General features: G+C 41.5%; 11 protein-coding genes and 1 tRNA gene. 4 read left to right on the top strand and 8 right to left on the bottom strand.

Annotation, left to right across the window (positions count from 1 at the left end; all coding sequences use genetic code 11):
• Nucleotides 1-64: 64 nt before the first annotated feature.
• Nucleotides 65-2,764 carry a hypothetical protein gene (locus DI077_RS06550; protein WP_109018801.1) on the bottom strand — a complete coding sequence of 900 codons (2,700 nt, stop codon included), beginning with the start codon at nucleotides 2,762-2,764 and terminating at the stop codon, nucleotides 65-67.
• A gap of 250 nt (nucleotides 2,765-3,014) precedes the next feature.
• On the opposite strand from DI077_RS06550, the gene DI077_RS06545 reads away from it, so the two are divergent.
• Nucleotides 3,015-3,419 (top strand): PaaI family thioesterase, encoded by a 405-nt coding sequence (locus DI077_RS06545; RefSeq protein WP_109018800.1) that lies wholly within the window; start codon nucleotides 3,015-3,017, stop codon nucleotides 3,417-3,419.
• Nucleotides 3,420-3,428: 9 nt separating this feature from the next.
• Nucleotides 3,429-3,515, top strand: a tRNA-Leu gene (locus DI077_RS06540).
• A gap of 11 nt (nucleotides 3,516-3,526) precedes the next feature.
• Here DI077_RS06540 and DI077_RS06535 read toward each other — a convergent pair.
• From DI077_RS06535 to DI077_RS06505, 7 genes are read right to left on the bottom strand one after another with little or no spacing between them, the layout of a single operon-like run.
• Entirely contained in the window at nucleotides 3,527-4,294 is a 768-nt protein-coding gene (locus DI077_RS06535; protein ID WP_109018799.1) for a hypothetical protein, read from the bottom strand.
• A complete protein-coding gene (locus DI077_RS06530) occupies nucleotides 4,291-5,607 on the bottom strand; it encodes an N-acetylmuramoyl-L-alanine amidase (protein ID WP_242935391.1) in 1,317 nt (438 codons plus the stop codon). The genes DI077_RS06535 and DI077_RS06530 overlap by 4 nt, the downstream gene beginning before the upstream one ends.
• Before the next feature lie 45 nt (nucleotides 5,608-5,652).
• The gene (locus tag DI077_RS06525; protein WP_109018990.1) at nucleotides 5,653-6,408 is read right to left on the bottom strand and encodes a hypothetical protein; all 756 of its coding nucleotides are present in this window, start codon (nucleotides 6,406-6,408) and stop codon (nucleotides 5,653-5,655) included.
• A 44-nt stretch (nucleotides 6,409-6,452) separates the two neighbouring features.
• Nucleotides 6,453-7,106, bottom strand: a complete 654-nt coding sequence (locus tag DI077_RS06520; RefSeq protein WP_109018797.1) for an O-methyltransferase — start codon at nucleotides 7,104-7,106, stop codon at nucleotides 6,453-6,455.
• On the bottom strand, nucleotides 7,103-7,948 hold the full coding sequence (locus DI077_RS06515; protein ID WP_109018796.1) for an MBL fold metallo-hydrolase: 846 nt from the start codon (nucleotides 7,946-7,948) through the stop codon (nucleotides 7,103-7,105). The genes DI077_RS06520 and DI077_RS06515 overlap by 4 nt, the downstream gene beginning before the upstream one ends.
• Nucleotides 7,948-9,366 (bottom strand): M16 family metallopeptidase, encoded by a 1,419-nt coding sequence (locus tag DI077_RS06510; protein ID WP_109018795.1) that lies wholly within the window; start codon nucleotides 9,364-9,366, stop codon nucleotides 7,948-7,950. The genes DI077_RS06515 and DI077_RS06510 overlap by 1 nt, the downstream gene beginning before the upstream one ends.
• On the bottom strand, nucleotides 9,363-10,916 hold the full coding sequence (locus DI077_RS06505) for a M16 family metallopeptidase (RefSeq protein WP_109018794.1): 1,554 nt from the start codon (nucleotides 10,914-10,916) through the stop codon (nucleotides 9,363-9,365). Before DI077_RS06505 ends, DI077_RS06510 begins: the two co-directional genes overlap by 4 nt.
• A 25-nt stretch (nucleotides 10,917-10,941) precedes the next feature.
• On the opposite strand from DI077_RS06505, the gene DI077_RS06500 reads away from it, so the two are divergent.
• Both DI077_RS06500 and DI077_RS06495 read left to right on the top strand, forming a co-directional pair.
• Nucleotides 10,942-11,601, top strand: coding sequence for a hypothetical protein (locus DI077_RS06500; RefSeq protein WP_109018793.1), 660 nt, complete (start codon nucleotides 10,942-10,944; stop codon nucleotides 11,599-11,601).
• A complete protein-coding gene (locus DI077_RS06495; protein WP_242935390.1) occupies nucleotides 11,598-12,053 on the top strand; it encodes a lipoprotein in 456 nt (151 codons plus the stop codon). Before DI077_RS06500 ends, DI077_RS06495 begins: the two co-directional genes overlap by 4 nt.
• Nucleotides 12,054-12,058: the final 5 nt, after the last annotated feature.

Raw genomic sequence — 12,058 nt, 5'->3', positions numbered from 1 at the left:
GAATTTTTATTCCAATAAGTTCGGCTTTCTGCCCTGTTATCGCTCTCATCTTCGTCACATCCACCTAACCGCCTTTGGCCATTAGGAATTTTTCCATGAACTCGGTGATATCCCGGATGTTTCTATTGATCATTTTACGAAGTTCTGGCGGAATATTTTGCGATTTGATCACGCGATAGTAGTTCAAAGCGTTCTTTAGCATTTTTCTTCGGGCAAATTCCTGAGCCTTCATCAACATGGGTTTGTATTTAAAATAAGAATATTCCATAATCGAATAGTTTTTCGACAAACGGAAAGCATGCGGTATTTTTCCGAAATCATAAGTAAGTGTAAGAAAAGGTGCATCATCCGCTTCGGGGGGTTTTAATTCCAAAACCCCGTGGATGATTTTTTCCGGTTCTTCCTCCGTTTTTTCCGCCAGTTCATCCGGAGTGTCCGTCGCTTCGGGGATCTCATCCAGATTTCCATCAACGATTTCAATTTCGGGAGGTTCCGTATCTAGTTCGGGTTCTTCCCCTTCCTCAAAAGACCCCGGCTCTTCTCCTTTTTTAAAAGGTCTATCTCTATAAACTTCATCCGGATCGGGAAGCCCGATTTTCAGTTCTTCTTTTTGAGTGGGACCACCCATCAACTCCACTTGGATAGGGTCGTCCGTTTCGATTACTGTTTCCGATTTTGCCTTTGCGGGATCTATTGCATCCGGTAAACCGATCTTAGGTGCCGTGCTCGAATAATCATATGGATCCACGGGAGCCGGCAGATCCACTTCCTTACGAAGTGCCTTTGTTGTTTCTTCAAACCATTCCGATTCGTCCCCGATCCACTCCTCTTCCTTTGGTACTTCCTTCGTAAGAGGATCAGGAAGATCTAGTTTCTCGGTAGGTTCAGGTTTGGGTCGTAAATCATCTCCCGGAGGAAGGTTCAGTCTCTGAGGAAGTGCGGGAAAGTAAGGAGCGAGTAAATCATTCAACGAAGACTTGGGAAGGTTTTGTGCCTTCTTTACATCTGATTCTAATTTCTGTACGGCTTTATCTTTTAGATACTCTTCTCTTTCCTTGAACTTATCGCTTTGCCTTCTGTCAAGGCCCGATCTACGGTCTTTTCTTCCCGCTTTTTCCCTTCTGTCGGCATTGACTCTTCTTTCCTTACCCGACCTGCGATCCACCAATGGGAGATCTCTAAACTTTTTCCAGTCATTGGAGAAGAAAGTATCATCGGGAAGATCAAGTCCGCCCAAATCTTTAGACTTGGCACTGGCACCTAACGCAGATTCCATGCCACCCGCGATGTTACCGAGATTTCCAACTTCTTCGGTAGCCTTCGAGAGTGCTTCCGATAAATTCTGAAAATCGGATTGAATCTGTCCTGGATTCGGTAGATAGAAAGGACCTACGATTCCGGACGCAGCCGGGCTTGCTCCTTCCATCGAAGGAGTACCGGGAGATGCTCCTCCCGCCATAGGAAAATTAGGTGGTAGAACAATAGGTCCTCCTACGGAAGGAGGAGCCATCAGCCCTTGGTTTAAGGACTTAAGTAGATTTTCATAATTCCCTTTTGCTTCCTTTTCTCCTACATGAGAGTAGTCAGGAAGAGGAGGTGCGTCCTTTAAAAATTGATACACCAGCGGATGTAAAAAATCCGCTCCTGCAGCTCCCGGAGGAGGAAGAGTATAGGGAACATCTTGCCTTCCCCCTCCTCCGGATTCTGGTGTTCTTGTTTCCGCATTGCCTGGTTTTTGGGGCGTGAATTTATCAGAATCAATTGCATTGGGATTATTATTAACAGGAGTTTGTGGGGAAGATGGCGGAGGTTGGAACGGTTGTTGACTTGATCCGGGTCCAGGCCCTCCTCCCGGAGGAAGGTTTTGGGCATATTGAATTGCTTTCGCAATGGATTCCGCAAATACCTCGGATACTTGTTTCAACGCGGAAACAAAATCCTGATAATCTGCATTTTTAGAATCACCTAACTTTTCTTTTTTGGAATCCTTTTGAGGTTTCGGTTCGTCCCTTTTGCCGGAAGGCAGATCTTTTTCAGGCTCGAATACTGGCTCTCCGCCTGCGAACTCAATGTATTCTTCCAAGTCCCGAATATTTTTCTGGATCTTACTTTTGATTTCCGGATCGGGGATTCTGTCTCCGGTTCTGGTATAAATTTCAATCGCTTCTTCCACATGGTCCGATTCAACCAATGCTTCCGCATTCAAAAGCGGTCTTCTGTGAAAGGAATATTTCGAGTTTTTAGAAATGATATCATCGGCAGAAAAGGAAAGTTCGGGTTTTTCCTTTCTTTGCTTTAAATTCCCGGCAAGAATCGGATCGTCTTCGTCTTCACCAAACTCTCCTAAGGGGATATCTTCCAGAGATTGCGGTTTGGTTTCCTTTTTTTTATTTTTATCTCTGGATCTGCCTTTGGGAGCGGGAACAGGCGGATAACCGGCATTATCTTCTTCATCGCCTAACTCAGGTAATTCATTTTCTACCGGCTTTGGTAGTTTTGGCTCTCTATCGGTAGGACCTTTCGGTGTACGGAACGGTACTTCTTTTCCCCTTCCTCCCCATTTAGGAGGTGGAACATCCGGCAATCCATCCCCATCCTCTGATTCTCCGCTTTCTTCGCGTGCGCGTTTTCTCTCTCTCCTCCGCCTACTACTTCCCCCACCTTCCTCCTCTCTCTCTTTTCCCCGGGAAGGCTCTTTGATTACATTGTACAATCCGGCACCGGCGCCGGAAAGTCCGAGTAACATCATAAGAGTGGTGATCATTTGAATAAGGCCTTATTAGTTATTTTCGAGGTTTCGGAACCCATTATTGAGTAAAGCTTACTCAGGCTTCAGATAAAACGGAAAACTTCTCTAACCTGTAGACGAATTTAAGTAAGATGCAAGTGCCAAAAAGGAGTATGTGTTTAGGCGAAAAGCACGATTTCCGCCTAAAAACCCACAGAATCGGCCTAGGCTTGATTTGGCACGTTTTATGCTTGACACCAGAGTTTTTCTTGCGTGTTATGGTGGCATGAAATCCGTTGCCAAAAAAAATCTAAGCTTTGCCTCGAGTCCGGACAACGCAGACGGGTTGCAGCTCAAAATCACATTCGACGAAGACACTAAAACTGCCTTCGGTGACTACACCTGCCCCGACAAGTACCAGGGACTACCGGATCAGATCCACCCAGGTATCATCTCTACCATATTGGATGAGATCATGATGAAGATCAACGAAGCGATGAATTTCGAAACCACAACAGGTGAATTGACCATTCGGTTTTTGCAACCTGCCAAGGTAAATGAGCCACTTCACCTTCGAGGATGGTTTGTTAAGAAAAACAAAAAAATCATCGAAAACCGTGCTGAAATTGAAAATGAGATCGGCAAAATAGTGGCCCGCGGAAAAGGTAAATATATCGAAGCAGAGGATTAAAGCTAAACCGCCGATGTGGTGGAATTGGTAGACGCAGTGGATTCAAAATCCACCGATGGCAACATCATGCCGGTTCGATTCCGGCCATCGGTACCACCCACAGAACTCTAAGGGTTCGTTTCAGCACTCCTCTTCGCTTCGATAAAGTAATCTTTTTCTATTTCATCAATTGCTTGCACGATCGCAAGCATCTCTTCCCGGTTCAGCTTTTCAAATAAATCTTTCCCTCTTTCCAAAATCAAAATCCCCAACTGGATTCCTTTTCTATCTTCTTCCGTATAGATGTTAAACTTTTTCTCCATTCGAATCAGTACATCTTCCATAATCAGAATGATTTTATTTACAAGTATTTCATCCGCAAAAAGAGAAAGTAATTTTCCGATGTCTTTACGAAAACTATCCGCATCCTTTTGTGAAATCCTACCTAAGATCTTTTTGAATCCTTCTTCCGTATGGAGAAAGTAATCAAGTCTTGATTCCTTCTTTGCTTCCTGCAATAGTACTTCTTCAAAACTATGAGCGGTTATATACGAGTGTAATGCGGCGATTCCGGCTTTCAATGCTTGCGGAAAATGTTTTCCGAACCGGAAAATGGATGCTGCAAGATTCCCCAGAATCCCCCAGAGTTTTGCAGGATGATGAATAAAACCAGCTAACGAATTAAATGCGGAATCGAGTTTTTTTCTGTCTTCATATTCAGGATATAGAAATTGTATGAAAAATTTTACCAACCCGTCGATCAATTCCCTATCTATGTTTTTGTATTCGGGATATTTGTTCAAAGATTCGCGGGAGTATCTGAATCTTAAGGAATTTTGATAAGCGAGGATGAGTTCGGGAAAAACGGGATCGTCCAGAATATTTTTCTCTTTCAAGGTGCTGCCACCTCTTCAAAATAATCTCCGTATCTATCCCAGTTTACTTTTTTACCTTTCGGAAAAATCGGCATATTCTTAAATTTCCGAACTTCGATACCGCTAAACAAGGAGTAAATGCCGACTGCAAGAGAGATTGCGGTTTCTTTTTTATTTTCAGTCAGATACTTTATATCTCTTTTTCGATTGATGTAACCGATCTCGATAAACGCGCAAATCGCATTTGTATATGTAGGCAGGCTATAAGTCGAAATATAAGGATTTTGAATCGGGCCGACCTCCGGATACCCCTTCTCGTCTTTCAATTGCAATCTGAGTCCGTATTGGACAAAACGCATCAGCTCTTTTGCTGCGTAATAATTATCCCCACCGAAACCTTCTCGACCCCCTTCTCTTCTCCAAGTTTCCTTTTTACTTTTTTCCCTTTCAAAAAAAGCTCCTTCGGGACGGAAACCGGAATGGGTTTTGGAATAAGGACCTTTTCCATTGGCATTTGCTTTGGCTTCCCAACCTTTTTCATCCGCATACTTCCAACTAACCATATTTTGGCGATATCCTTCGAATTTATCCAATTCCGTTTTTTTTCCGGAACGATCGGACCAGTATCCATGAAAATAAATCCAGGCATCCGCAACCGCATTTTCCAATTTGGACCAATTGCCGGCAAACACCATCCAGTCGGACCAGGGTTTGTTCAAAAATTCTTTAGGTTTTCTTTTGCCTTCCGAAATTTCTTTTAAGAGATTGAAAGTGGAATAACCGGGAGTAAGTACAGCTGCCATTCCCCCCGTTTGCCCCTTACCCGCAGGATTCAAATGAAGGGAAAGTACAAGATGGGGTTTTTGGTCGTTGATAAACGAAATTCTTCCTTTCTTTCTAACGCCTGTTTTGGGGTCGGGAAAATCATAAAGCCTGTATGGGGCATTGGGATCGGAAGAAGAAGGGTCGGAATCGAAATTGGATTTTCGAGTCAAAACGGATTTGATGATGATTCTAGGAAATGTTTTGGATTTAGAAAATTGACCGAGGTAGGAGGAAAATTTAATCCAACCTTCTTCCGTTTCCGTAAGCCGAAGTATTGCCTCTACTTCTTTGGAAAGTGCAAGAACCACTTCTCTTTCCGTTACCTTACCTGACTCCGTTCCTTGTTTGTATTTTTCCAAATAACCCATAGTGATCGAATCATACTTGTCACCGTGTTCGCTGGTAGGGTCTTTTGCAATCCCACCATGTCCCGGATCAATGACTACCTGATAGGTGGGAAAAGAAAAAAGGGAAAAAGAAATGAAAAATAAAAAAATAAATCGAATCAAATCGGAGATCCGCCAAGGTGATTACCTTGGCTCACCTTTAGTTAATTAATTAGGTTGTGCGGACGAACCGGAACCGTAAATCAGATTTCGGTTATCGCTTAAGTCTTTCGCGTATTTGTCCTGGATCGTTTTTTTGTCCGCTTCCGTTCCTTTCAGATCGGTCAAAATTTTGATTCCATAATCCTTGGCATTGCGATAATGAACGATAGAATGATAGTAACGTTTGCTTTCCGCCATATCAGTAGCCAAACCTAATTGATAATATGCAATTTTTAATTTTTGTTGGCTGCTGGTAATATCAACATATACATTCGATTGTTTTCCGGACTCTTTTGAATCATCCACCAATTGACTTTGTTCCTGTTGGCTGATTGCATCGGCACATTCGGTCAGTAGAGCTTGCGTTTTGGCATCGAATGATTTTGCAAACTTGGAAAGTATATCACTCAGATCCTTGTCCACCTGAACGATCCCTTTTCCGGATAAGATATAAGTCCTTCTGTAATAATAACGGAGAGCTACTTGATAATCCTTTCTGATCTTTTCCAAAGTATTTTTGGAATCGGGAACATCTTCTCCGAAATTGGCAGTGATGATCGTGAGCAGTTTTAATCCGTTAACAATCCTTTCACGATAAGATTCGGAAATCTCCTTGGCTTGTTTTTTTTCCAAATTAGATCCTTGGTCTAATTTTTCAATTTCGTCATGGGATTCTTTCCCTTTGTCCGCTCCGCCTGATTCTTGGGCGGAAAGAGAGCCGATCGTGAATAGAATGATAAATAGAAGATAGAACTGTTTCATTTCCAACAAAGCATAATATTCAAACCGGCAATGAAAAGCATTTTTTATGGCTTTTCAATAAAGAGTAAGCCGTCTCCCACAGGATAAAGAGTGAACGGATATTTGGAATCTTTCACCTTTTCCCAAAAACTCTTGATCGCAACATCAGATGGCTTTTGCAATTTTGGGTCCAAAATCCTTCCGTGCCAAAGCACATTATCATAAATGATTTTTGCTCCCGGCTTCGCTTTTGCGGAAAGCAGTTCCCAAATTTGAGGATAAGTCACCTTATCACAATCGATGAAAAACAAATCCGCATCCGACCATAAATCTATGTTTTCATACATATAATCCATACACCAGGAAGTGATTCGTTTAATTTCTGTTTTTCGAAGATCACTCCATTTTTCCTTATATCCGTCGAGTAAAGCGGCTTGGGACCCGTTCCTGTCTATGGTAGTGATTTCGGATTCGGGCGAACCGTAAGCCATCCATAAAGTCGAATAACCGATCCCGGTTCCCAACTCCCAAACGGATTTCGGTTTGAGAAGGCCTACGAGATGGGATAATACTTTTCCAGTCGCGGCAGATACGATCGGAATTGAATTTTCTTTTGCATACTCTTCCATCTCGTCAAACAGAGAGTGAGGCCGCAAAACATAGTTTTCTTCTATATGATCCTCTAAGTGATCCCGGAAAATACTCGGTCTTGATTTCATACGAAAGCTTTTGTAGGAATGAAAAGATGAGTGCGGTCTCGCAGACTATCCGGAATTTTTTTACGAAACCATTCGTTTAATTCCCTGTAACTATATCTTTTGGAAGGATGGATCAAAACGATCGCTTCATTTTGAAACGAATCCGCGTAAGCGACGATCTCGTCCAAATGAGTGTGTCCCCATTCTCTCGCTCTTTCCACCCCTCTCTTCTCGCAATAATAAGTACATTCCAAAAACAAAATACTGCTTTTACGAACTTCTTCGTTTTCAAGCAGATATTCTATTTTAGTATCTCCCGAAAAAGAAACGATTGGAGATTGGATTTCTTCCGTAGGATCCTGACCTATTTCACGAAGGGTGCGGATTTCATTTTGACCGAGTCCTATGAATTCTTTTTTCAACTTGCGTCTGGATTCGAAGACCGTATAACCTTGTGAAGGTACTCTATGAAAAGAAGGCAATGCTTTAAAAAAAAATCCCGGTTTCAAATCCACTCTTTTGTTATGCGGAACGCCCTCCAAGTGGTATCCGTAATCGAAGTCTTCCATTTCTGAATAAAGTTTCAAAACCTTTCTCATATTTTCTTCCAATTCTACCGGAACGTAAATTTTCGGCTGGGACAAACCCCGAAGACTTCTTTGGGAAACATAATAGGGAATGCCCGCGGAGTGATCCAGGTGAGCGTGAGTCAAAAGAATCTGACTGATATGAACTTTGTCCGGATTGACTGCACCGAAATCGAACATCAAATCAAGTGCGGGAAACGCAATGGAAGTCCTGATTCCACCTTCGGAAACCCCGTCAAATTTCCAACCCTTATGTTCGAAATAAGATACTGCCATTAAGGTATTCTGTCTTCTGGAGAGATAACCTGAAACTTTTCACCTAAGTTCTGTTTGAGAGATTTGGGTCCGACAACCACGGTAGCCAGTTTTTCCGGATTAAAATACAATTTGCCAACTCTTTGGATATCGGAAAGACTTACCTTTTCTATATTTTCCCTGAAGTTCACAAGGTATTCCTTGGGCATATGATGTTCTTTGAATCTCAAATCGTTATTTAAAACTTTTTTGGAATCATCGAATAGAAAAACAAACTGATTTGTAATCGCTACTTTCGCGCGTGTAAGTTCCTCTTCCTTGATCGTATTTATAAATTTGGAATCGATCAACTCTTTCATCAGGCTCACGACTTCCGGTACCGATTCTGTTTTTGTCATCGCGAAAAAATTGATCACTCCGTACTGATCTTGAAAATCAGCGGAACTTCCGGCAGAATAGGCAAGCCCACGATTGTTCCTGATCTCTCTCATAAAGTACGAATTGAACCCTCCTCCGCCAATGATATAATTCAATACCTGGATGGAATAAAAATCAGGGTCATTGTGTTTGGGAAGAACTCCCATCATAATTACAAACGATTGGGAAACATCCTTATCCACCAGAATGTTTTTACTTTTAGCTCCCGCCAAAGATTGTTTCAAATTTTCAGTGGTTATCTCTTCCGAGGAAACTTTTGGAGGGGCTTCATATACCGCTAAAGCGGATAGATTTTTTTTCCAGGAAGATACATTTACATCTCCGGATAAAATCAGAACTCTTTTCTTTTCAGATAGAATTTCCTTTTGAAATTCAATCAGATCCTCTTTCTTAATTCCTTCTAACCCTTGTATGGTGGAGGTTTTTCCCTGGAGAGTACCCGAAAAAAGCAGTTCCTGGGATTTTCTTCCTCCCACAGCGGAAGGATTATCATTTCTTCTCTTAATCTCTTCTAAAATCCTTCCTCTCATGGTGGAAATCACTTCATCATTCAATGCGGATTCTTTCCAAAAAGATTGAAATAGCTCAAATACCCTTGCTTCGTCCTTTTTCAAATAACTAAAACCGATCACTGTTTTATGATAACCGATCGAAAGGGAAAAACTAGCTCCTAAATTTTCGAACTCCTGCAGTAGAGTGTCTTTAGGATATGACTTCGTACCTGAAAATTCCCAGCTATCTTCCAAAAGCCGGATGATTTCCACAGGTCTTTCTCCCAGATCCTTTTTACCATGATAGATATGTAACTCGGAATAGATGATTGGAAATTCCGAATTAGGAAGCGCCAAAATTTCGGTTCCATCACTTAGTTTTTCGGAAACAAAATCAGGGATCGAAAAATGGAGAGGAGTGATTTTTATATCTTTTACAAAATCTCCCATCTCTCTTGCAAACAAACCGGGCGCTAAAAGTAGAACTATGATTAAGATTTTATTTTTCATTTTTGATTTCCGTTTTTTCTAACGTCTTCCAAAACACCGATGGTAACACGGTTTTTGGACAAATAGGTTTTTACTATATATTTTATGTCTTCGGATTTAACCGCGAGGATCGCATTGTATTGACGGAACAATTGGTTCCAGTTTCCGTATAACAGTTCGTAGTAACTGAGGGAATCGGCGATATTCGCATTATCATCCATGGATTTCAGAAATTCGGAAACCATTTGATTCTTGATTTTTTCCAATTCCTGGTCCGATACTCCTTCCTTTTCGATCAGATCCAATTCTTCTCTGATCGTATCTTCCATTGTTTTTTGGGAAAACTCTGACTGAGGTTTGATAAATAGAGTGAAAAAATTGGAATATCTTTCTCCCGGATATCCGTTTGCAGAACCTACGGAAACTGCCGACTTATCTTTTAACACAAGTCTTTGATTCAATCGGGAACCGGCTCCTGTCGTAAGCAGATTCGACAAAACGTCGAAAGCAGCATTGTCCTTATGAGGATAAGGAGGTTTCAGCCAACCCATCATGATTTGAGGACTGGAAGGATGAAGAACGGAAAATCTTTTCTCACCTAAGTATTGTTTTTCGGATATCTTGTAAGGAGATCTTTCTTTTCCCTTTTTCAAATCGGAAAAATATTTTCTGATAATCTTTTCCGTAGAATCAAAGTCCTGGTCTCCTACGACGGCAATCACCATTCTATTGGGAGTATAGTTTTCCAAAAAAAACTTTTTCGTATCGTCTATTTTCAGGAAAGGAAGTCCGGTCGCATAACCGATCACAGGTTTTCTGTAAGGATGGCTTTCAAATGCCACGGAAAAAAATCTTTCCCTGAGAACTCCCGCTCCGCTATCTTCCGTTCGCATCCTTCTTTCTTCGATGACAACATCCCTTTCGGTGTAATATTCCCTCAAGATAGGATTTTTCAATCTATCCGATTCCAATTTCGCCCAAATTTCCAGACGATTGGAAGGCAATTGAATTTGATAATTGGTTACGTCCTGGGAAGTATAAGCATTGAACCCGACTTCCCCGTTTTGTTCGTAAATATAAGAATCTTCGTTTTTAATGATAAAAGAATCCTGAAGTTCGATCAGATTCTTCAGTCTTCGACTAAGAACGGTTATCTGATCATCCAGCTCTTTGGGAACTTCTTCTCCCCTTTCCAGATAATCCCTTTTCAAAAGGCCCAGGTTGTCCAGTTTGGTTCCCCAAACTTCTATCTGGATCTGGTATTTTTCCTCTTCGGAAAAATTACTGGTTCCTACATTTTTTGTTCCCTTGAAGAGCATATGTTCCAAGAGGTGGGCGATCCCTGCCTGTTCGGGAGTTTCATCCACTGCGCCCACTTTGAATTTAATATAAAGGGCCAAAGTGGGAGAAGTCCCTCTTTTCATGAGAATGGCTGTAAGACCATTTTCCAATTTGATCTTTCTGATTTTTTCAAGGAATTGCTTTTCAGAACTGGGAAAGAAGTTTTCCTGGGCACTAGTCCCGGTTGCGATAAGAAAAAGGCAAAGGAAAAAGGATCGTATTTTCAACATCTACTGCTATCTTTGAGACTATAAAATGAATCGTAAACTTCTAATTTTATCCTTTTTCTTCTCTTGTTCCGGCTTTCAACCTGCGGACAAACTTCTTGTGGAAAGGGCATTACAAAATGAGACGGATATAGGTTTTATTTCCAGGGAATTTTTTCAAATGAAAGTTGAGATTCCTTACTCTTCCTTGGAAGCCCCGAAAAAAACGAAAAGAGAAGAATGCAAAACCAAGGCGTTCCTAAAACGGGAAGAACTTTCCATGCCGTTTCTTTTGCAAGTTCATAGGGACAAATACAGATTTGGCGAAGGAATAGAAGACTATTCAAAAACAAGAGTCGGGCAAATGCGAGCTCTCAAACAGCAAAAGGATGCCCAGGCAAGTGCAAGTCCCATTCCGGGGCTCGCCGTTGGAAATACAAATACCGCACTTCCCAACCAAACACAAAACCAAAACCAAGCCGCAACGGTTCCCCTTCTATCAGCCCCCCTCCCTCAGGGAACGAAACCGTACACTCAGAACTTTGCATGGTTCTTCGACTCACTTCATCTTTATAAAGAAGATTATTCGGATAGATCAAAATGTGCTTTCCTATTTAGAAACATTCAAGAAAAACTATACGCAAAGGTAGAGGAGACCCAAGTTCCTTTGGGTGCTTTCCAAAATCTTGAAGAGAGGGATTTAGAGTGAAACAGACCCGTATATTTTCGTCTACATTGGCATTTCTGAGTATTTTTTTTCTTTCAGCTAATGCTTGCAAGACGCCGCAAAAAGAAGTCAAATCCAATCAAGAGACGATTATCAAAGAAGAAGTAGTTGAATCTCCGGAAGTGATCGAATTTACAAAAGCAAAAGAAGGATTCTTAAACGAGAATTTATTCCAAGTCGCTATTTCCAGCGTTCTTGCGGATTCGGAATCGCGCAAATCCGAAGCAAACACAATCGCAGAACAAAAAGCACTTAATTTATTAAAGACATACTCTCCCCCAAATCTTTCGGAAAAAGGGAGAAAAGAATTACGCGAAATCTCGAAAGAGGGTAAATTGGTGGATAAGAATATCTCGCTCGGCGGAAGATATTTTTTCCTATACCAAATCCAGAAAAAAGACTTAAAAAGACTGGTTACAAGCCAACTCGAATAACAGAC

This window comes from Leptospira kobayashii (assembly GCF_003114835.2).
Taxonomy (GTDB): Bacteria; Spirochaetota; Leptospiria; order Leptospirales; family Leptospiraceae; genus Leptospira_A; species Leptospira_A kobayashii.
This window is presented reverse-complemented; position numbering and strand designations above follow the sequence as displayed.

What these genes read in the sequence shown, in the direction of transcription:
- DI077_RS06550 (WP_109018801.1), bottom strand. Translation starts at nt 2,764, where the DNA reads ATGATCACCACTCTTATGATGTTACTCGGACTTTCCGGCGCCGGTGCC.
- DI077_RS06545 (WP_109018800.1), top strand. Translation starts at nt 3,015, where the DNA reads ATGAAATCCGTTGCCAAAAAAAATCTAAGCTTTGCCTCGAGTCCGGAC.
- DI077_RS06525 (WP_109018990.1), bottom strand. Translation starts at nt 6,408, where the DNA reads ATGAAACAGTTCTATCTTCTATTTATCATTCTATTCACGATCGGCTCT.
- DI077_RS06520 (WP_109018797.1), bottom strand. Translation starts at nt 7,106, where the DNA reads ATGAAATCAAGACCGAGTATTTTCCGGGATCACTTAGAGGATCATATA.
- DI077_RS06515 (WP_109018796.1), bottom strand. Translation starts at nt 7,948, where the DNA reads ATGGCAGTATCTTATTTCGAACATAAGGGTTGGAAATTTGACGGGGTT.
- DI077_RS06510 (WP_109018795.1), bottom strand. Translation starts at nt 9,366, where the DNA reads ATGAAAAATAAAATCTTAATCATAGTTCTACTTTTAGCGCCCGGTTTG.
- DI077_RS06505 (WP_109018794.1), bottom strand. Translation starts at nt 10,916, where the DNA reads ATGTTGAAAATACGATCCTTTTTCCTTTGCCTTTTTCTTATCGCAACC.
- DI077_RS06500 (WP_109018793.1), top strand. Translation starts at nt 10,942, where the DNA reads ATGAATCGTAAACTTCTAATTTTATCCTTTTTCTTCTCTTGTTCCGGC.